General features: G+C 69.4%; 16 protein-coding genes. 7 read left to right on the top strand and 9 right to left on the bottom strand.

From position 1 onward, the window contains the following. Positions 1-266: 266 nt before the first annotated feature. On the bottom strand, positions 267-671 hold the full coding sequence (locus ACIBF5_RS05365; protein ID WP_121162491.1) for a cobalamin B12-binding domain-containing protein: 405 nt from the start codon (positions 669-671) through the stop codon (positions 267-269). A 403-nt stretch (positions 672-1,074) separates the two neighbouring features. Here ACIBF5_RS05365 and ACIBF5_RS05370 point away from each other — a divergent pair, with 403 nt between their 5' ends. Together ACIBF5_RS05370 and ACIBF5_RS05375 are read left to right on the top strand one after the other, a co-directional pair. After that, entirely contained in the window at positions 1,075-1,797 is a 723-nt protein-coding gene (locus ACIBF5_RS05370; RefSeq protein WP_396808379.1) for a M23 family metallopeptidase, read from the top strand. A 201-nt stretch (positions 1,798-1,998) separates the two neighbouring features. After that, positions 1,999-2,919 carry a M23 family metallopeptidase gene (locus ACIBF5_RS05375; RefSeq protein WP_396808380.1) on the top strand — a complete coding sequence of 307 codons (921 nt, stop codon included), beginning with the start codon at positions 1,999-2,001 and terminating at the stop codon, positions 2,917-2,919. Positions 2,920-3,019: 100 nt separating this feature from the next. Here the strand turns inward: ACIBF5_RS05375 and pcrA are convergent, their stop codons facing one another. Then, positions 3,020-5,530: a DNA helicase PcrA gene (pcrA, locus tag ACIBF5_RS05380; protein WP_396808382.1), complete on the bottom strand. Its 2,511-nt coding sequence runs from the start codon at positions 5,528-5,530 to the stop codon at positions 3,020-3,022. Positions 5,531-5,690: 160 nt separating this feature from the next. On the opposite strand from pcrA, the gene ACIBF5_RS05385 reads away from it, so the two are divergent. Further along, positions 5,691-7,526 carry a bifunctional metallophosphatase/5'-nucleotidase gene (locus ACIBF5_RS05385; protein WP_396808384.1) on the top strand — a complete coding sequence of 612 codons (1,836 nt, stop codon included), beginning with the start codon at positions 5,691-5,693 and terminating at the stop codon, positions 7,524-7,526. A gap of 294 nt (positions 7,527-7,820) precedes the next feature. Continuing rightward, positions 7,821-8,138: a chorismate mutase gene (locus ACIBF5_RS05390; protein ID WP_396808822.1), complete on the top strand. Its 318-nt coding sequence runs from the start codon at positions 7,821-7,823 to the stop codon at positions 8,136-8,138. 157 nt (positions 8,139-8,295) lie between these two features. On the opposite strand, the gene ACIBF5_RS05395 is transcribed toward ACIBF5_RS05390, so the two are convergent. The 7 genes from ACIBF5_RS05395 to ACIBF5_RS05425 all read right to left on the bottom strand — a co-directional run bounded on the left by ACIBF5_RS05395 (position 8,296) and on the right by ACIBF5_RS05425 (position 16,340). Then, a complete protein-coding gene (locus tag ACIBF5_RS05395) occupies positions 8,296-9,306 on the bottom strand; it encodes an ABC transporter ATP-binding protein (RefSeq protein ID WP_396808386.1) in 1,011 nt (336 codons plus the stop codon). Continuing rightward, a complete protein-coding gene (locus ACIBF5_RS05400) occupies positions 9,299-10,333 on the bottom strand; it encodes an ABC transporter ATP-binding protein (RefSeq protein WP_396808388.1) in 1,035 nt (344 codons plus the stop codon). Before ACIBF5_RS05400 ends, ACIBF5_RS05395 begins: the two co-directional genes overlap by 8 nt. A gap of 9 nt (positions 10,334-10,342) precedes the next feature. Then, positions 10,343-11,278, bottom strand: a complete 936-nt coding sequence (locus tag ACIBF5_RS05405) for an ABC transporter permease (RefSeq protein ID WP_396808390.1) — start codon at positions 11,276-11,278, stop codon at positions 10,343-10,345. Beyond that, on the bottom strand, positions 11,271-12,206 hold the full coding sequence (locus ACIBF5_RS05410) for an ABC transporter permease (RefSeq protein WP_396808391.1): 936 nt from the start codon (positions 12,204-12,206) through the stop codon (positions 11,271-11,273). The genes ACIBF5_RS05405 and ACIBF5_RS05410 overlap by 8 nt, the downstream gene beginning before the upstream one ends. Before the next feature lie 214 nt (positions 12,207-12,420). Continuing rightward, positions 12,421-14,058, bottom strand: a complete 1,638-nt coding sequence (locus ACIBF5_RS05415) for an ABC transporter substrate-binding protein (protein WP_396808393.1) — start codon at positions 14,056-14,058, stop codon at positions 12,421-12,423. 332 nt (positions 14,059-14,390) lie between these two features. After that, a complete protein-coding gene (locus tag ACIBF5_RS05420) occupies positions 14,391-15,068 on the bottom strand; it encodes a LuxR C-terminal-related transcriptional regulator (RefSeq protein ID WP_396808394.1) in 678 nt (225 codons plus the stop codon). A 30-nt stretch (positions 15,069-15,098) separates the two neighbouring features. Continuing rightward, entirely contained in the window at positions 15,099-16,340 is a 1,242-nt protein-coding gene (locus ACIBF5_RS05425; RefSeq protein WP_396808824.1) for a PspC domain-containing protein, read from the bottom strand. A 235-nt stretch (positions 16,341-16,575) separates the two neighbouring features. On the opposite strand from ACIBF5_RS05425, the gene ACIBF5_RS05430 reads away from it, so the two are divergent. From ACIBF5_RS05430 to ACIBF5_RS05440, 3 genes are all read left to right on the top strand, one after another. Next, positions 16,576-18,222, top strand: coding sequence for a PspC domain-containing protein (locus ACIBF5_RS05430; RefSeq protein ID WP_396808397.1), 1,647 nt, complete (start codon positions 16,576-16,578; stop codon positions 18,220-18,222). Continuing rightward, positions 18,219-18,518 carry a hypothetical protein gene (locus ACIBF5_RS05435; protein WP_396808399.1) on the top strand — a complete coding sequence of 100 codons (300 nt, stop codon included), beginning with the start codon at positions 18,219-18,221 and terminating at the stop codon, positions 18,516-18,518. Before ACIBF5_RS05430 ends, ACIBF5_RS05435 begins: the two co-directional genes overlap by 4 nt. Positions 18,519-18,669: 151 nt before the next feature. Continuing rightward, entirely contained in the window at positions 18,670-19,923 is a 1,254-nt protein-coding gene (locus ACIBF5_RS05440) for a phosphatidylserine decarboxylase (protein ID WP_396808401.1), read from the top strand. The last annotated feature ends 26 nt before the right edge of the window (positions 19,924-19,949 follow it).

Raw genomic sequence — 19,949 nt, forward strand, 5'->3', positions numbered from 1 at the left:
TTGAGTCAGGTGTCGGAGCGCTGAGCCGCGCGATGACGGGAGACGGCCGATGCCCTGTCGGTCGAGGGGTGGCGGCGGGGCATCGCGCATAGAGAGGCCGGACGTGTGAGGGGTGCGTCCGGCCTCTCCCCCCGTCTGGGTACGGACGCTTCCGTGCCCAGCATCACATCCGTCACATGAGTGCTCACGCAGCGCGATCGACGATGTGGGGCGACACGCGATCGACGATGTGGGACGACAGTCGGGGCGTCGGTCGGGTCGAGGGATCAGGAAACCGGCTGGGCGACGTTGGCCCGGACCCACTCCACGATCGCCTGGGTGGTCGCACCCGGGGTGAACACCTTGGCGACCCCGATCCGCTCCAGCTCCGGAATGTCGGCGTCCGGAATGATGCCGCCGCCGAAGACGACCATGTCCTGGGCGTCCCGCTCGGCGAGCAGTTCCACGACCCGCCGGAACAGGGTCATGTGCGCTCCGGAGAGCACCGACAGGCCAACCGCGTCGGCGTCCTCCTGGATGGCGGTCTCGACGATCTGCTCCGGCGTCTGGTGCAGTCCCGTGTAGATGACCTCCATGCCGGCGTCGCGCAGCGCGCGGGCGACGACCTTGACGCCACGGTCGTGGCCGTCCAGGCCGGGCTTGGCGACGACGACCCGGATTCGAGAGCTCATCAGAACACCTTTCCCGCGCACTTCGGCAACCACCTTAACGAACGGTAACCCGCGCTCCGTACCCTTCGGAATCCGGCCGGCGAACCCGGTCCGAGTCCGTCTCCACGGATCACCCACCGTTGCCGTCCGGTCGATCCAACTGACCCGCCGTACCGGGATCGGTGACTGAGAGCTACTAACGATAAGACCCGCCAATGGTTACGAAATTGGGCGTTTCATGACGGACAGGCGCACCGGACGACGACAAAGCCGTGGTGTGACTTGTGGGTCGACTAGGCGGCGGTTACCGTGACGACGGTTGTCATCAGGTCCTCGATCGGGTGACGACACGGTCCCAACGAGTGGCTGGCACTACCGCCACCCGGACAGGGTCGGTTTCAATACCCGACAACGGAGGGTGTGCGTGCGCCAGCGCCTGTCGTCTGAGCCCGATCGATATCGCGGGCGACGCCGCGTACCCACCCCCCCGCGCAGCCGCTACGCCGCAGTTGTCACCACCGCCGTCGTCGGCGCCGGCATCGTCGCCCTGGGCGCGGCTGCCATGCCCGACGCGAAGGCGGTCAGCCCCGCCACCCTGGCCGACCTGGAGAACGCCTCCGCGACCAGCGACGATCTCGCCTCGCGCGCCGACAGTGCCGAACGCGCCACCCGTGACGACGACCGCTCCGGCATCGCGAGCACGATGGCCGAAGCACCCGACGTCTGGCTCCTGCCACTGCACGGCTACAACTTCACCTCCCCGTACGGCATGCGCTGGGGCAAGCTCCACGCCGGTGTCGACCTGGCTGCCGCCGAGGGCACCCCGTACCACGCCATCCACTCTGGCAAGGTCACCCGCGCCGGCTGGTACGGCGGCTACGGCTACTGCGTGATCGTCACCCACCCGGACGGCTCCGAATCCGTCTACGGCCACTCCTCCAAGATCCTCGTGCAGGAGGGCCAGGAGGTGAAGGCCGGCGACCAGCTCGGACTGGTCGGCAACACCGGTCACTCCTACGGCTCCCACCTGCACCTTGAGGTGCATGTCAACGGCGTCCCTCGGGACCCGATCCCGTACCTGCGGGACAAGGGAGTGGACATTCAGACCCAAGTCGAGGCAATTTACGGCGGAGTGACCGCGCAGTAGCCCGACGTACCGCGTCGAAACCGCCTGGACTGTTCGGTCCGGGCGGTTTTTCGCGCGCCATGACCCGGAGAAGTCTTCTCGGTCACAGCAGCCAATGTGACCGGAGACACGCCGCAGCCGCGCCGACAACCGGATACCGGCCCCAATCCAGGCGTATCTCTCCGCCGTACCCGCCGGCCAACCCGCCCGGTGACAACCCCGATGCCGCTGGTCACCGCGGTGACCGACCACCATTTCCGGGTCAGTTCCCGTATCCCGGAGGTTCCACCCGTGCAGGACAGCCAGCCGCTCGACGACCACGACCGCGACGAGGACGGGGAGGACCTCCGGGTCGGCAGTGACGTAGCCCGACACCGCGCCCCGCGCCGACGGGTCGGTCGCGGCGTCTACGTGGCGACCGGGCTGGCCGTACTCATCGGATTCGGTGCCGCGGCACTGACCGTCGGCGGCGAGGACGAGCAGCCGACCCGGACCACACTGGCGGCGGACGCCGACGCCCGAGCCCGCGCGGCCGAACGCGCCAACCGCTCCGAACGCGACCCGATCGCGGGCAGCCCGACCGCAGTTCCGACCAGCCTGCTCGCCACGCCCACCCCGAGCACCAGCCCGACCCCCTCGGCCACCCCCAGCGGCAGCCCGACCCCGACCGCCCCGAAAACCACCCCGGCAACCAAGAAGCCGACGCCCACCAAGGCCACGGTGAAGCCGACCAAGGCCGCCGCGGCCTGGGTCAACCCGATGCCCGGTGTTCCGGTCAGCTCCTGCTACGGCATGCGCGGCGGCGTCCTACACGCCGGCATCGACCTCGCCGGGGACGAGAACACGCCGATCCACGCCGCCGCCGCCGGCACGGTGATCACAGCCGGCGCCGCCTACGACGGGTACGGCATCTCCGTGGTCATCGACCACGGCAACGGCATCCTGACCCACTACGCGCACCAGAACCGGACCGCGGTACAGGTTGGTGACAAGGTCACCGCCGGTCAGGTCATCGGGTACGAGGGCGCCACCGGCGACGCCACCGGTCCGCACCTGCACTTCGAGGTGCACCAGGGCGGACTCTGGAACCAGATCGACCCGGCCCCGTTCATGCGGGCACACGGCGTCGACCTGGGCTGCTGAACCACCGACCCCGAACCCCGCCGACGGCTTCCCGCCCGGACCACACGGTCCGCGCGGGGAGCCGTCGCCCGTGCCTCCGCCAAGCGGATCGCCGGGACGGTCAGAGCTTGTCGATCGGCGCGTGCCGCAGCACCAGCCACATGGTCTGGTCACCGAAGTCGATCTGGGCCCGCGCACCCGGCCCATGCCCCTCCACCGCGATCACCCGGCCCAGGCCGTACCGCTGGTGGTTGACCCGGTCCCCGGCCGCCACCTTCGGCGTCTGCGGCAACTCGCTGGCTGTTGCCAGCCTGCTCGCGTCGACGCCCAGCTTCCGGGCGAGCTGCGCGGCCTTCGGCGTACCGCCGGTGAAGCCGCCACCCCGGGCGGCCGAACCAGAATCGGCGTAGCCGGCACGCCCGCCCACGCCGCCACCCGTGCCCGACCAGGACGTGTACGAGCCCTCGGTCCGCTCCCAGCGCACCAGGTCGGTCGGGAGTTCGGCCATGAACCGCGACGCGGGGTTGTACGACGGCTGGCCCCATGCCGAACGGGTGACCGCGCGGGACAGGTAGAGCCGCTGCCGAGCGCGGGTGATGCCGACATAGGCGAGCCGGCGCTCCTCCTCCAGTTCCCGGGTGTCGCCGAGTGCGCGCAGGTGCGGGAAGACACCATCCTCCAGGCCGGTCAGGAAGACGACCGGGAACTCCAGTCCCTTCGCCGTGTGCAGGGTCATCAGCGTGACCACGCCCTGCGGCTGCGCCGCCTCCTCGTCGTCGGCCGCCGGACCCGCCTGGTCGGGGATCTGGTCGGCGTCGGCGACCAGCGCGACCTGCTCCAGGAAACCGGCGAGGGTGGCCCCGCCCTCCCCCTCCTCGGCCTGCGCCTCAACCCGTTCGGTGTACTCCCGGGCGACGCTCACCAGCTCCTGAAGGTTCTCCACCCGCCCGGCGTCCTGCGGGTCGAGGCTCTCCTCCAGCTCGCTCAGGTAACCCGAGCGGGTGAGCAGGGACTCCAGCACCTCCTCCGGGGCGGCCGTCTCGGCCAACTCCCGGGCGCTGTCGAGCAGGGCGACGAAGTCGGCGATCGAGTTGGCTGCCCGGGTGGAGATCCCCGGAGCGTTGCCAGCCCGCCGCAACGCGGCCCCGAACGAGATCCGATCCCGGGCGGCGAGCGCCTCGACGCACGCCTCGGCCCGGTCACCGATCCCCCGCCGTGGTGTGTTGAGCACCCGGCGCAGGCTCACCGTGTCGTCGTCGTTGACCACCGCACGCAGGTACGCCAGCGCGTCGCGTACCTCCTTGCGCTCGTAGAAGCGCACCCCGCCGACCACCTTGTACGGCAGACCGACCCGGATGAACACCTCCTCGAAGACCCGGGACTGGGCGTTGGTCCGGTAGAAGACGGCCACCTCGCCCGGCCGGGTCAGCCCCTCGTCGGTCAGTCGGTCGATCTCCCGGGCCACCCAGTCGGCCTCGGCGTGTTCGGTGTCGGCGACGTAGCCGACGATCTGCTCCCCGGCACCGGCGTCGCTCCAGAGCCGCTTCGGCTTACGGGAGGTGTTCCGGTCGATCACCGCGTTGGCCGCGTTCAGGATGGTCTGGGTGGAGCGGTAGTTCTGCTCCAGCAGAATGGTCCGGGCGTCGGTGAAGTCCCGTTCGAACTCCAGGATGTTGCGGATCGTGGCACCCCGGAACGCGTAGATCGACTGGTCCGCGTCACCGACGACGCAGAGCTCGGCCGGTGGCAGCCCGTCGGTCCCACCGGCGCCCGACTCGCTCCCGACCAGCTCCTTGATCAGCGTGTACTGGGCGTGGTTGGTGTCCTGGTACTCGTCGACCAGGACGTGCCGGAACCGGCGCCGGTAGCTCTCCGCCACGTGCGGGTGCGACTGCAACAGATGCACCGTGGTCATGATCAGGTCGTCGAAGTCGAGTGCGTGCGCCTCCCGCAGGCGCTGCTGGTAGCGGGTGTACGCCTCGGCCAGCGCACGCTCGTTCGGCCCCTTCGCCCGGCCGGCGAACTCCTCCGGGTCGATCAGCTCGTTCTTCAGATTGGAAACCTGGGCCGCCAACCCGCGCGCCGGATAGCGCTTCGGGTCGAGATCCAGCTCCCGGGTGACCATCTGCATCAACCGCCGCGAGTCGTCCGCGTCGTAGATCGAGAAGGTCGACTTCAGACCGGCGTGCTCGTGTTCCGCCCGGAGGATCCGTACGCAGGCGGAGTGGAACGTGGAGACCCACATCAGCCGGGCCCGGGGACCGACCAGGGCGGCCACCCGCTCCTTCATCTCACCGGCGGCCTTGTTGGTGAAGGTGATCGCGATGATCTCACCGGGATGCACCTGCCGGGCCGCGAGCAGGTAGGCGATCCGGTGGGTCAGCACCCGGGTCTTGCCCGAGCCCGCACCCGCCACGATCAGCAACGGGGAGCCGGCGTGCGTCACCGCGTCGCGCTGCGGGCCGTTCAACCCGGTCAGCAGGGCTTGTGGATCCCCGGCCGGAAACGGCGGACGCGCCACAGCCGACGTCGACGGCGACGAGGACCGGGGCGGCGACGAGGGCTGGGACGACCCCGGAGGCTGGGGCGGGGTCGAGGGCTGGATCGGCGGGGTTTCGAAGAGAGCATGCATCGCAGCGCGAGTCTATGCCGCCGGGCCGACATCCTCGGACTCCCCTGCCGACCGGCAACCAACTCGTCATCCAGGTGTACTGGTGGGTTCCCGACGGATCGAGAACGATGACCGGATACCGACCAGGAAAACTCCACCGCACTCGATGGGAAGAATCCGGATGAGCACACCGCGTACGGGCGGTTGGGCGGCACTGCGGCGATTCGCGGTGCCCGCCCTGGCCCTCGCCGTCGTCACCACCCTGCCCCTCGCCCCGGCCGGCGACCCGTCCGCCGGCGCCGAGCGCTGGACCGCCCTCGACCCGGTATCGGTCTCCTACCACCAGCCGCTCGGCCGCCCGGCCAAGGGCAACTTCCTCAGCTACAACGACTTCCACGGCGCCATCGACCCGCCGACCGGCAGCGGTGCCGCGGTCAACGGCACCCCGGCCGGCGGGGTCGAATACCTGGCGACCTGGCTCAAGAAGCTCCGCGCCGAGGCCGCCGCCGAGGGACGGCGGAGCACCACCGTCGGCGCCGGCGACCTGATCGGCGCCACCCCACTGGTCAGCGCCGCCTTCCATGACGAACCGACGATCGAACTGATGGACGCGATCGGGCTGGAGATCAGCTCGGTGGGCAACCACGAGTTCGACGAAGGCGTCGAGGAACTGCTCCGGATCAACCGGGGCGGCTGCCACCCGGTCGACGGCTGCCAGGACGGTGACGGCTTCGCTGGCGCGCGGTTCAGCTACCTGGCCGCGAACACGGTGAGCCGGCGCACCGGACTGCCGATCCTCCCGCCGGTGGACATCCGGATCGTCGACGGCGTACCGGTCGGCTTCGTCGGGCTCACCCTGGAGGGAACCCCGAGCATCGTCAACCCCGCCGGCATCAGCTCGGTCCGCTTCACCGACGAGATCGAAACGGCCAACCTCTGGGGCGGACTGCTCCGGCTCGCCGGGGTGAAGGCCCAGGTCCTGCTCCTGCACGAGGGCGGCACGCAGTCCGGCGGGCCGTCCGAGTGCACCAACTTCTCCGGCCCGCTGGTGCCGATCGTGGCCGGGCTGCGGCCCGAGTTCGGGCTGGTCGTCAGCGGCCACACGCACCGCGCGTACTCCTGCTCGCTGCCGAACTCGTCGGGCGCGCGGACCGTCGTCACCAGCGCCGGCACCAACGGCCAACTGATCACCGACATCGACTACTCGCTGGACCGCCGGACCGGCCGGTTCAGCGAGATCACCGCCCGCAACGTCATCGTCGAGAACGGCGTACGCAACCCGGACGGGACCTGGCAGCAGACCACCCCCGGCACCTTCGTCCGCAACCCGGCCCTGGTGGACCCGACGGCGAAAACGCTCGCCGACAAGTACCGCAACGCGGTCGCCCCGATCGCGAACCGGGTGGTCGGTGCGATCAGCGCCGACATCGTCCGGGACAACCAGCCGAACCAGGAGAGCCCACTCGGCGACGTGATCGCCGACGCACAGCTCGCCTGGACCGCCTCGACCGGCGCACAGCTCGCGTTGATGAATCCGGGCGGCATCCGCGCCTCACTGTCGTACGCCGCGTCGGCCGGTGGCGAGGCGCCTGGCCAGATCACCTACGGCGAGGCGTTCACCGTCCAGCCGTTCAACAACCTGGTGGTCACCCAGACCTTCACCGGCGCGCAGCTGAAGGACGTACTGGAACAGCAGTTTGCCGGCTTCAACGGTCAGACCACCCAGCGGGTGCTCCAGGTCTCGGCCGGTTTCAGCTACAGCTACGACACCAGCCTGCCCGCGGGTGGGCGGGTCAGCGCCCTGGCTCTGGGCGGTACGCCGGTCGACCCGGCCGCCAGCTACCGGGTCACCACGAACGACTTCCTGGCCAATGGCGGCGACGGCTTCACCCTGCTCACCGGGGGCACGGGCCGGACCACCGCGCCCGGGTTCGACGTGGACGCGCTGGTCGCGCACCTGGGCGCCGGGGCACCCGTCACCCCCGGTCCCGCCAACCGCATCACCCGCCTCGGCTGACCGACCAGCACCACCAGAAACGTTAGGAAGGGCCCCTTCTACCACCGAAAACGATAAGAAGGGGCCCTTCCTTACCCGGGCACTTGCGCTGGAGGGCCGAGGTGTGCATACTCGGTTCGTGATCCAGCAGGCGCACTTCTACTTTTACTATGGCTCCGGGAGTCCGGCAGCCGTAGGTAGCGCCTGATCTAAAACCTACGAAACGCCCCGGGCTCCTGGAGCCCGGGGCGTTTTGCTTCGGGTGTCTGGACGCTGGGGGCCTACCCGCTCGGGAGCCCAGAAATGACCGCACACATGCTTGAGCAGCCGACCAACTCCGCCGCAACCGACACGTCCGGGACCACGCAGACCGGCACCGACTCACCCGAGGCCGCGCAACGGATCCTCGCCATGCGCGACCGGATCAACGAGATCGACAACGCGTTGATCGCGCTGTGGCAGGAACGGGCGAGCCTGTCCCAACAGGTCGGCGCGACCCGCGTCGCCTCCGGTGGCACCCGCCTGGTGCTCTCCCGCGAACGGGAGATCCTGGACAAGTTCCGCACCGCCCTGGGAGCGGACGGAACGCAGCTCGCGCTGCTGGTGCTGCGTGCCGGCCGCGGACCGCTCTGACCAGACCGGCGCCGAACCGATGGCCCGACGACGCAACCCGGTGAGCGGTCCGGGGCGCCGGTCGTGTGGATGACGGCCGACGCCCCGGACACTGAGGAGGCACTACCTTCACCGGTGGCGCAGCCGGGTGGGGCCGACCGCCGGCGTCTGATCCGGCCTATTCGACCGCGTGCACCACGTCCCGCTCCTCGGCGAAGTGGCAAGCGCTCGGGTGACCGGAATGCTCCCGCTCCACCAACGGTGGGTCCTGCTCGGCGCAGATGCCCTGGGCCTTCCAGCAGCGGGTACGGAACCGGCAGCCCGAGGGCGGGTTGGCCGGTGACGGTACGTCGCCCTCCAGCACGATCTGGTCCCGATGCCCACGCAGGGTGGGGTCCGGGACCGGTACGGCGGAGAGCAGCGCCTGCGTGTACGGGTGGGTCGGCCGCTCGTAGATCTCCTCGTTCGTACCGATCTCCACGATCTTGCCGAGGTACATCACCGCCACCCGGTCCGCGATGTGCCGAACCACCGACAGATCGTGCGCGATGAACACGTACGAGAGCCCCAACTCGTCCTGGAGCTTCTCCAACAGGTTGATCACCTGCGCCTGGATCGACACGTCCAACGCCGACACCGGCTCGTCACAAATGATGATCTCCGGGTTGAGCGCCAACGCCCGGGCGATCCCGATCCGCTGCCGCTGACCACCCGAGAACTGGTGCGGGTACCGGTTGATGTGGTCCGGGTTGAGCCCGACCAGGTCGATCAGGTCCTGCACCCGCTTCTGCCGCTCGCCCCGTGGTGCGACGTCCGGGTGGATGTCGAAGGGCTCGCCGATGATGTCGCCGACCGTCATCCGCGGGTTCAGCGAGGTGTACGGGTCCTGCAACACCATCTGGATGTTGCGCCGAGCCCGACGCAACGTCTGGCCGGTCAGCCGGGTCATGTCCTGACCCCGGACGTCGATCGTGCCCGAGGTCGGCTTCTCCAGCCCGACCAGCAGCTTCGCCAGGGTCGACTTGCCGCAGCCGGACTCGCCCACCACACCGAGGGTCTCGCCCCGGCGCAGTTCGAGGTTGATCCCGTCGACCGCGCGGACCGCGCCGATCTGGCTCTGGAACACGATGCCCCGGGTGATCGGGAAGTGCTTCACCAGGTTCTGGGTCCGCAGCACCACGTCACTCATCGCCCAACACGTCCTTCCAGAAGTGGCAGCGCGAGGTCCGGTTCTCGGCCACCTGGTACGCCTGCGGCGGCGGGTCCGCCCGACAGACGTCCTGGGCGTACCGGCACCTGGGGTTGAAGGCACAGCCCGGCGGGATGTTCGTCAGGTTCGGCGGCAGCCCTTTGATCACGTTCAGCTTCTGACCCCTGAGGTCGACCCGGGGGATCGACTCCAGCAGGGCCTTGGTGTACGGGTGCGCCGGCCGGGCGTAGATGTCGAAGACTCCCGCCTCCTCTACCACCTTGCCGGCGTACATCACCGAGATCCGGTCGGCGACGTCGGCGACCACCCCCATGTCGTGGGTGATCAGGATCAGACCCATGTTCCGTTCCCGGCGGAGTTCCGCCAGCAGGTTCATGATCTGGGCCTGGACCGTGACGTCGAGCGCGGTGGTGGGCTCGTCCGCGATCAGCACCTCGGGGTCGAGGGCCAGCGCCATCGCGATCATCACCCGCTGCCGCATACCGCCGGAGAACTGGTGCGGGTAGTCGTTGACCCGCTGCCGGGCGCCCGGGATCTTCACCAGGTCGAGCAGCTCGATCGACCGCTGCTGCGCGGCCTTTCGGGACATGCCCCGGTGCACCCGCATCAGTTCGCCGAGCTGGAAGCCCACCGAGAAGACCGGGTTGAGCGCCGAGAGCGCGTCCTGGAAGATCATGGCGATCCTGTTGGCGCGTACCTTCCGCCGCTGCTCCTCGGGGAGCTTCAGCAGGTCGAGCCCGCGGTAGCGGACCTCACCCCGGGTCACGTACCCGGGCGGGGTGTCCAGGATGCCCATGATCGCCTGGGCGGTCACGGACTTGCCACACCCGGACTCGCCGAGGATGGCCAGGGTCTCTCCCGCCTGGACGGTGAAGTTGGCCCCGTTCACCGCGTGCGCGACACCGTTGACGGTGCGGAACTCCACGTGCAGGTCGGTCACCTGTAGCAGTGGGGCGGAGTGGTCCAATCCGGGTAGGACGTCGATTTGTGCCTTGATGTCGGTCACCGGATTCTCCTACCGCAGCTTCGGGTCGAAGGCGTCGCGGATCGCGTCGCCGAGCATGATGAAGGCGAGCACGGTCAGCGCCAGGAATGCGGAGGGTGCCATCAGCGGGGTGGCGTTCTCCCGTACCCGCAGCTGCGAGCTGGAGATGTCGATGCCCCAGGAGACGGCGGGTGCCTTCAGCCCGATGCCGAGGAACGACAGGGTGGCCTCCACCGAGATGAACCCGCCGAGCGCGATCGTCAGCACGACCACGAAGGGGGCGAGCGCGTTCGGCAGGATGTGCCGGAACATGATCCGGCCGTGCCCGGCGCCGAGCATCCGGGCCGCCGCCACGTAGTCCTGGTTCTTGGCACTGATCACCGAGGAGCGCATCACCCGCGACGCGGTGGTCCAGCCGAGTACGCCGAGCACGATCACCACGGTCCAGATGCCGGTTCCCTGCCGGTCGCCGGCGAGCCGCTTGCCGAGCACGATCGCGGCCAGCAGCAGCGGGATACCGAGCACGATGTCGGTGAGCCGGGACAGGACGGTGTCCACCCAGCCGCCGAAGTAGCCCGACGAGAGCCCGATGACCAGCGCGATGGCGCCGGCCAGCAGCATGGCGAAGACGCCGACCTGGATCGAGGCACGTGCCCCGTAGACCGTACGCGCGAAGACGTCACAGCCCTGGAAGTCGTAGCCGAACCAGGCCCGGCCGCTCGGTGCCCCGTACTGCCGGGACAGTGCGCAACTGGCGGGGTCGGCCGGGGTGAAGAGCTGTGGCACCAGCGCCATCACCACGAAGAGCAGGACGAGCCCGGAGGCGACCCAGAAGATCGGGTTGCGGCGCAGGTCCCGCCAGGCGTCGCCGGCGAGGCTACGCGGCTTCTCGGCCTTGGCGCCGCCGGCCGGTACGGGGTTCGCGGCGGGGGTCTCGGCCGCGGCGATCGATTCGAGATTACTCATAGCGGATCCTCGGGTCGAGCACGGCGTACATGATGTCGACGATCAGGTTCGCGACCAGGAAGACGATGACCAGCAGGCTCACGAAGCCGACCACGAGCGGTCCGTCCTCGGTGCGGATGCCGCGGAAGAGGTTGAAGCCGACGCCGGGAATGTTGAACACGCCTTCGGTGATGATGGCGCCGGCCATCAGGCCACCGATGTCGATGCCGATGTAGGTGACCACCGGGATCAGCGAGTTGCGCAGTACGTGTACCCCGATCACCCGGCTGCGCGGCAGGCCCTTGGCGCGGGCCGTACGGACGTAGTCGGCGCGGAGGTTCTCCGCCACTGAGGTACGGGTCAACCGGGAGTAGGTGGCGAGCGAGAGCGATCCCAGCACCAGACCGGGTAGGAGCAGCGCCCACCAGTCGGGGTCACCACCGGCGGTGGGCGGGAACCAGCTCAGCTTGATGCCGAAGAAGTACTGCGCGAGCGGGGCCAGCACGATCACCGGGATGGAAATGAGTAGCAGGGTGAGGATCAGCGTGGCATTGTCGAACACGCCGGCGCGACGGATGCCGGCGACGACGCCCGCGGTCACGCCGAAGATGATGGCGAACAGGACACCGATCACGGCGAGCCGGATGGTCACCGGCCAGGCCTGGGCAATCATGTCGCCGATCGGTCGACCGGTCAGGGAGGTGCCGAAATCGAGTTGCAGCAGGCCCTTCATGTAGTAGCCGTACTGGGCCCAGAAGCCTTCGTTGAGGTGGTAGCGCTCGGTCAGGACCTGGACCTGGGCCGGGGTGACCGGGCGTTCGCCGACCAGGGACTGGATGACCTGTGCGGGGGAGCCCTGGTTGCTGAACATGAGCGCGTAGACGAGCAGGGTGGCCCCGACGAACGTGAGGACCATCTGCAGCAGGCGCCGGACTATGAAACGGAACATGTCTTCGTCCTTCACGGGACAGGCGTCGGTGGCTGCCTTGTGGACAGCGGACCGCATATGGACGCGGCGATGGCGTCACCGCACGGTCACCGGTGACGCCACGGAGCTGGTCCGGCTGGTTCGGGCACGGCCCGACAATGGACCACTCGTCGGACGGTCCGGGTCACGCAACTCTTAGCTGGTGACCCGGACCGTCCGCCGCTCAGCGGTCAGTTCAGCTGACGGATTCGATCTTCAACAGATCAACCCGGTTGAACAGGTCGATCTCCACGTTCTTGACCTTGTTCGAGTGGCCGAACGTGTTCTGCCCGAACCGCAGCGGAATCACCGGCATGTCCTGGACGAGGATGTCCTCGGCCGCCTGGTACTTCTTGATCGCCTCGTCGAGGCTCGGCGCCGAGGCACCCTCCTTGACCAGGGCGTCGAAGGCCGGGTTGCTGTAGCCGTAGTAGTTCGACGAACCGTTGGTGGAGTACAGCGGGCCGAGGTAGTTCTCCATCGACGGGTAGTCCATGACCCAGCCCATGCGGAACATGCCGACCGGAGTCTTCGACTCCACCTTGGTCAGCAGGTCAGCGAACTTCGGCTCGGCGGTGCCGACGCACTCCACACCCAGGTTGGTCTTGAGCTGGTTGCAGGTGGCGTCCACCCACTCCTTGTGCCCACCGTCACCGTTGTACGAGATCTGCAGCTTGGCCGGGCCACCGGCGGCGGTGTACGCCGCCTTCGCCTTGGCGGCGTCGAAGGTGCAGGCGTCGGCGCAGGTGTTGTCCCGGTACCCGGCGACAACCGGCGAGACGAACGAGCGGGCCGACTTCTGCGAGCCCTTGAAGACCGCCTTGATGATCTCGTCCCGGTCGATCGCCTGCGAGATCGCCTTGCGGACCTCGGGCTTGGCGAACTCCGGCTGGAACGTCGGGAAGGCGACGAACTGGAAGGTCGAGGCCGGCGACTGCTTGAACCGGTCACCCAGGTCGGTCTGGGCGCTGGAGAGAACCTCGGTCGGGATCGTCTTGATCACGTCGAGGTTGTCCGCCTGCAGGTCGGCGTAGGCCGAGGTGAGCTGCTGATAGATCTTGAAGTTGACGCCGCCGACCTTCGGCTTCTCGCCCGGGAAGGCGTCGTACTTCTCGACCTCGATGCCCTGGTCGTGCTGCCAGGCACCCTTGAGCTTGAACGGGCCGTTACCGACGATCGCGTCCTCGAAGCCCTCCTTCAGCACACCCTCGGACTGCCACGCCGCCGCCGGCAGCGGGTAGAACGAGGTGTAGCCGAGGACGGCCTTGAACTCGCTGAACGGCGCCGACAGCTTGACCGTGAAGGTGAGGTCATCGACCTTCGCCAGACCGGTCAGCTTCTTGGCCTTCGGCTCCGGAGCCTTCTGCGGGCCCTCTTCGCCGTCGGGGTCGGTCGACTGGAGGTCGGCGTAGCCGTCGACCTTCTCCCAGAAGTAGGCGCCGCCCTGGCCGTTCGGGCCGTACGCGCCGTAGTTCCAGGCGTTGATGTAGCTGTCGGCGTTGACCTTCTCACCGTTGTGGAAGGTGTAGCCGTCCTTGAGCTTGACCGTCCACAGGGTGTTGTCCGTGGACGTGATCGACTCGGCAGCAACCTCGTAAGGCTTGTTGTCCTTGTCGAAGTCAACCAGCGGAGAGAAGAGGGCGGACAGGACCTGCGCGCCGCTCGTCTCGGTGGTGTTGGAAGGGATCAGGTGCTGCGGCTCGGCGATCTCGATGGAAACCACCGCGTTGCTGTTGCTCGAACCGGAGTCGTCCGGCTCGCTGCTGCTGCAACCTGTGGCAATCAGCGTGATGGCGGTCGTAGCGACCGCCATCTTCAGGGTTTTCCCGCGCATGGGAGTGCCTCCTCAGGGCGCTCACGAGGGGGTGTGAGGTGACTGACACTGTGACACCCAACGCCCGTTGCGTGAAGGTGCCGTTATCAAGCCGTTAGACCGAGCGCACTCGGTCAATACTCACCAAGATCACAATTTGCCCTGGTAGATCTACCTGAACCGACGTACGCGAGAGCCCAAACAAGGGCGCGTGGGGCGCCGATCCCGGGGTTCCCCGATCAACCACCCGACAGGACCAGCGAATACTGTCGGATGTCAGACGCGCACTGACCGTACACACCCTCTCGACCACTGGTCGATGACCGGTGCGACGGCGATCGGCGCCGGTGGATTCAGACGAGTCGACGATCTGCTGCCCAACGGGACAACTCGTACCGGTTGGACATCTGGAGCTTGCGCAACACGTTGGAGACGTGGGTCTCGACCGTCTTGATCGAGATGAACAGCTCCTTCGCGATCTCCTTGTAGGCGTAGCCCCGGGCCAGCAGTCGGAGCACCTCACGCTCCCGGTTGGTGAGCTGGTCCAGCTCCGGGTCGGCGACCGGGGCGTCCGGACGGGCGGCGAACGCGTCCAGCACGAAACCGGCCAACCGAGGGCTGAAGACCGCGTCCCCGTCGGCCACCCGCCGGATCGCCGCGGTCAGCTCGTCTGGCGAGATCGTCTTGGTGACGTACCCGCGTGCGCCGGCCCGGATCAGACCGATCACGTCCTCGGCCGCGTCGGAGACGCTCAACGCCAGGAACCGGATCGCCGGATGGGTACGCCGCATCGCGTCCAGCACCGCCCGGCCGCCACCGTCCGGCATGTGCACGTCGAGCAGCACCACGTCCGGTAGCACCACCGCGATCCGGTTGATCGCCTCGGCCACGGTGCTCGCCTCGCCGACCACCTCGACGTGCACACCCAACTCGGCCCGGACCCCGGCCCGGAACATCGCGTGGTCGTCGACCAGGAACACGCGCAGCCGCCGCTGCTCCGCGCCCTCGGCGATGTCGGTGTTCTCCGTCATGGCTCTCCTCGCTCCGCCCCGGTCATCGCGCTACCAGTCCCGGCCCGATCCGGTGCTCTCCCGGGTCGGCATGAACAGCCGCACCTCGGTCCCGTCCCCCAGCGAACTGCGGATCTCCGCTCGGCCGCCGTGCCGGTCCATCCGCCCGATGATCGAGCCACGTACCCCGTGTCGATGATCCTCTACCGTAGTCGGGTCGAAGCCGGCACCACGGTCTCGTACGAAGACGCTCACCTGCTCCGGCTCGACCTCGGCGTAGAGCGAAACCGTCTCAACCTTCGCGTGCCGGGCCGCGTTGACCAGCGCCTCCCGGGCCGCCGCGACCAGGGCCGCGATCCGCTCGTCGGTCTCCCGGTCGCCGACCACCACGGTTTCCACGCTGATCGCGAAGGTGTCCTCCACCTCGGCCGCGACCTGCTCCAACGCCGCCGCGAACCGCTCGGTCGGCGACCCGGTCGGCTTGTACAACCAACTCCGCAACGACCGCTCCTGACCCCGGGCCAGTCGTTGCACGGTCTTCACATCGGCGGCGTTGCGTTGGATCAGTGCGAGCGTGTGCAGCACCTGGTCGTGCACCATCGCCGCCAACTCGGCCCGCTCCTGCTCCCGAATCCGCCCCTCGCGCTCGGTCCGCAACTGGTTGAACATCCGCCAGAGCACCGGCGCGGCGACCACCCCCACCCCGGCCAGCCCGACCAACGCGAAGATCACCCCGTTCGCCACCGCGTCGAAGTCGGCCTGGGGGGAATAGACCGCCGCCACCCCGACCACCCCGACCGCGACCAACAGGCCGCCGCCGATGAACCGGAGTACGAACGCCCGTCGGTCGCTTTCTTCCAACACCGCGCCGAGCCACGGCACCGGCATGGTCTCGCTCCACTGCCTGCGCCGCTCCGGAGTCGACTGGTGCCAGATCACGCCGGCACCGACCGCGATGATGGCAACCAGCCAGCCCGCGGTGCCGGTCACCCCGGTGCGACCGAAAAGCATCAGCTGAATCACCAGTACGCCGAGCCCGATGGCCACGAACGGCATCAGTTGCAGCAGGTCACGCCGGGGCGGTTCACCGGTCTCGCCGGGGCGTACCGGCACCACCGCCCAGAACGCCGCATAAAGCAATAGGCCGAGACCACTGAGACCGAGCAACACCACGAATGCGACCCGTACCCGGATCACCGGAATACCCAGATGTTCGGATATGCCGGCGGCCACGCCGGCCACCATGCGGTGGTGCCGGGCGCGGTATAGGCGGGGCTCAATCGCGGTGCTGATCGGTCACTCCCTGGTCGTGCCGGTCGGTCCGCCCGGGGGCGGAACCGGTCCGACGCGTGGACGGGTGGTCGCGGAGGACCCGCAGGTCGACGTCGGCCTGCGGATTCGATGGTCACACGCGGACAGGCACCGTGACCACGGGGACGCCCCGGAACCTTTCCGCCGGAATTATCAGGGTGGCCTCAGGGTTCGCGCCTGAGGCCACTCGGACCGTCGACGGACCAGACTCGGAAACATGACCGAAGAAGCTGCCGCGTCAGGACGACCGGCCCCGACGGAGAGCGCCGATCCGCCGCAGCCTCCGCTGCCCGGTCCGGCATCTTCGCCCACGAGCGCCACCGGAGCCGATGCGCCGGCCGACGCGGACGAAACACCCCGGACCGATCACACCCCACCCCCCGACGGCCCGCCGCCGGGCGACACCCCACCCCCGTGGGGGTACGCGCCGCCCCCCGGCCCACCACCCACCGGCCCGGCCGGCTTCACCTCCCGGTACGGACTGGTCCGCCCCCGCGAGGGGCGCTACCTCGCCGGAGTCTGTGCCGCGATCGGCCGGGCCACCAACACCGATCCGATCCTCTGGCGGGTGCTCCTCGCCGTACTGGGCTTCTTCGGTGGCATCGGTGTGCTGGTCTACCTGGCCGCCTGGCTGATCATCCCGGCCGAGGGAGACAGCGCCTCGCCGGTGGAGTCGATGCTGGGTCGGGGCCGGTCGAGCATGTCCCCGGTGACCGTGATCATCCTCGGGGTGCTGGTCGCGGTGATGTTCGGCCTGATCGTGACCGACTCGTTCCGGGCCATCATGCTCGGCGCGGCGATCCTGATCGGCGGGGCGCTGCTGCTCAACCGGAACGCCCGTACGTCGGGTACGGCCGACGCGCCGCCCGGCCCGGCACCGGGATTCGGGCCCACCGCCGGACCCCCGCCCTTCGGAGCGCCGGCCGAGTCGTACCCGGACTGGTACCGGCCGGCGCCCCCCGCCCACCCCGGATACCCGGGCGGCCCCACGACGGCCTACCCCGCTGCACCCGGCCCGGCGTACCCGGGGGGTCACGCACCGGTGACCGCGCCGCCAGCCGCCGGCCCGGTCGCCGTACCTCCGGCCGGATGGCCGCCGGCCCCCGGCCCTGGCAACCCGCTCACCCCGGCGGCGAGCGGTCCCCTGCCGAGCGGCTACCGTCCGCCGTTCGCGCCGCACGGCCCGTACGCCGGCTCCGGCCCCGCCTTCCGGCCGCCCACGGGCAAGCCCTCGAAGCCGCCGAAGCCGCCACGCGAACGGTCCCCGCTCGGTGCCGCCACCTTCTCGCTGATCTTCGTGGCGATGGGTGTGGTGGTCATCCTGGACACCACCAACGTGGTCGAGGTCAGCCCTTCCGCCTACTTCGCGGCGGCTCTGATCACCATCGGACTCGGGCTCCTGGTCGGCGCCTGGTTCGGCCGGGCCCGGTGGCTGATCGCACTCGGCCTGGTCGCGTCATCGGCGCTCGGCATCTCCACGATCGCGCAGTCCGTCCAACCGTCACACAGCCCGGACGGGCAGGCGGTCTGGTCGCCGAACAGCGTCGACGAACTCGCGACCCGGTACGAGAACAGGTTCGGCGACGGCACCCTCGACCTCAGCAACGTCGACTTCACCGACCGGGACGTCCAGGTGACGGTACGGGTCAACTTCGGCAAGCTCCGGGTGATCGTGCCGCCGGACGTGGACGTCACCACGGACGCGGAGGTGAACGCCGGTGACGCCCGCATCTTCGGCGACCGGTGGAGTGGTGTGAACAATCCTTCCCGCCAGGTCACCGATCTCGGCCCGGATGGTGTCGGCGGCGGCAAACTCCGCCTGTTCCTGCACGTCAACGCTGGTGATGCGGAGGTCTACCGATGAAGGCGCACCGGACCGACGGGGTCTCCCTCACGTTCTCCCTGATCTTCCTGGGGATCGCCGCCTGGTGGCTGGTCGCCCAGGTCCTCGATCTCTCCCTGCCGGCGGTGGGCTGGATCCTGGCCGGTGCCCTGATCCTGGTCGGCGTACTGGGCCTGCTCGGGGCGTTGCGGTCGGGGCGGCCGGCGACCGAACCCACCCCCGGTGGTGACCCGACCCTCGATCTGGAGCCGGTAGCTCCGACCGCCGTCGACCTGGCCGGCACGGACCAGGCACGGGCCGACGATCACCGGGACTGATACCGATCGCTGTGGACCGTGGCCACTCGTGCATAAACTGGCCGGCGGAGGTTTCCACCTCCGCCGGCCGGTCCGCGTCAGGCGCCCGGTTACGGCCCCGCCGGGACGAGTCGTGCTCTCCCGCCTTCACCCACCGAGGAGCTCGCCCCCGATGACCCAGTCCCCCGCCGTGCCCACCCCCGCTGGACAGGGTCCGGTCCGCCTCGGCGAGCGGGCCGCCCGTACGCTCACCGCCGAACTGGCCCGACACCACGGGTCGAAGACCGCGCTCCTGGTCGGGGCGGAGGCGGACTCCGCGGTGCTCGGCGCGGTGATCGGCGCCCTGTTGCCCGGCGACACGCTCACCGTCGTACCGGCCGTGCCGTACGACGCCGAGGCACTACGTACGCACATCTCCGCCCGGGGTCCGTGGGTGTCGGACCGGGTACGGATCATCGACACGCTCGCCGACGCCGGTACGGCGGAGGTGGTGCTGGTTGCCACCCCGTTCACCGGCACCGTCGAGGAGACCCGGGCCGCCCTCGCCGACCTCGGTACACACGTCGCCAAGGGCGGGGTGCTGACCGTGGCCGCGCCGGCGCTGCCCGGACAGACCGAGGGGGCGGGTGCCGAACTCGACCGGCAGGCGGCCCTCTTCGGCGTCGGTACCGACCTGGTCCTGCGCAACCAGCCGCCGCTGCGGGTGCACCGGCTGCGGTTCACCCCGGCGGAGGTGGCCGCGGCGGGGCAGCTCGCGCCCGCCTACCGCCCCTCCAGCGTCCCGATCACCCGGACCATGCACATCGACTCCAACGGCGTCGCCGCCGCCGGCATCGCGCTCGGGCTGGCCGCGCTCGCCAAGATCGCCCGGCCGAAGTCCCGGCTCTGGCTGGTGCCGGCGCTGGCCGCCGCCCCCGTGGCCGCGTTCTTCCGGGACCCGGAGCGGGATCTGCCGGAGGACGACTCCACCGTGGTCGCCTCGGCCGACGGTCGGGTGCTGTCGGTCGAACGGTTGACCGACGAACGGTTCGGCGACGGCGAATTCCTCCGGATCGCGGTCTTCCTCTCCGTGCTCGACGTGCACGTGAACCGGTCCCCGGTGGCCGGCAAGGTGGTCGACTACTTCGTCGCCGACGGTGGCTTCGCCGCAGCGATGAAGCCGGACGCGGAACACAACGTGGCCGCGTACACCGTGCTGGACACCGAACGCGGCACGGTCGTGGTGGCGCAACGGACGGGTCTGATCGCCCGCCGGATCGTGCAGCGGGCACCGGTGGGGGCGCTGCTGGCCAAGGGTGAGCGGATCGGGTTGATCCGCTTCGGCTCGCGTACCGACGTCTACCTGCCCTCCGACGCCGCCGACCCGCTGGTGGGGCCTGGCGACCGGGTGATCGGTGGGGCGTCGGTGATCGCGCGCTGGCACTGAGGACGGTACCGACAGTTCAGGGCGCC

Origin of the sequence: Micromonospora sp. NPDC050417, assembly GCF_044458865.1 — a bacterium.
Classification (GTDB): Bacteria; Actinomycetota; Actinomycetes; order Mycobacteriales; family Micromonosporaceae; genus Micromonospora_G.

Coding starts and splice junctions, on each gene's coding strand:
- ACIBF5_RS05365 (WP_121162491.1), bottom strand. CDS start 671: ATGAGCTCTCGAATCCGGGTCGTCGTCGCCAAGCCCGGCCTGGACGGC.
- ACIBF5_RS05375 (WP_396808380.1), top strand. CDS start 1,999: ATGCCGCTGGTCACCGCGGTGACCGACCACCATTTCCGGGTCAGTTCC.
- pcrA (WP_396808382.1), bottom strand. CDS start 5,530: ATGCATGCTCTCTTCGAAACCCCGCCGATCCAGCCCTCGACCCCGCCC.
- ACIBF5_RS05385 (WP_396808384.1), top strand. CDS start 5,691: ATGAGCACACCGCGTACGGGCGGTTGGGCGGCACTGCGGCGATTCGCG.
- ACIBF5_RS05390 (WP_396808822.1), top strand. CDS start 7,821: ATGCTTGAGCAGCCGACCAACTCCGCCGCAACCGACACGTCCGGGACC.
- ACIBF5_RS05395 (WP_396808386.1), bottom strand. CDS start 9,306: ATGAGTGACGTGGTGCTGCGGACCCAGAACCTGGTGAAGCACTTCCCG.
- ACIBF5_RS05405 (WP_396808390.1), bottom strand. CDS start 11,278: ATGAGTAATCTCGAATCGATCGCCGCGGCCGAGACCCCCGCCGCGAAC.
- ACIBF5_RS05410 (WP_396808391.1), bottom strand. CDS start 12,206: ATGTTCCGTTTCATAGTCCGGCGCCTGCTGCAGATGGTCCTCACGTTC.
- ACIBF5_RS05415 (WP_396808393.1), bottom strand. CDS start 14,058: ATGCGCGGGAAAACCCTGAAGATGGCGGTCGCTACGACCGCCATCACG.
- ACIBF5_RS05420 (WP_396808394.1), bottom strand. CDS start 15,068: ATGACGGAGAACACCGACATCGCCGAGGGCGCGGAGCAGCGGCGGCTG.
- ACIBF5_RS05430 (WP_396808397.1), top strand. CDS start 16,576: ATGACCGAAGAAGCTGCCGCGTCAGGACGACCGGCCCCGACGGAGAGC.
- ACIBF5_RS05435 (WP_396808399.1), top strand. CDS start 18,219: ATGAAGGCGCACCGGACCGACGGGGTCTCCCTCACGTTCTCCCTGATC.
- ACIBF5_RS05440 (WP_396808401.1), top strand. CDS start 18,670: ATGACCCAGTCCCCCGCCGTGCCCACCCCCGCTGGACAGGGTCCGGTC.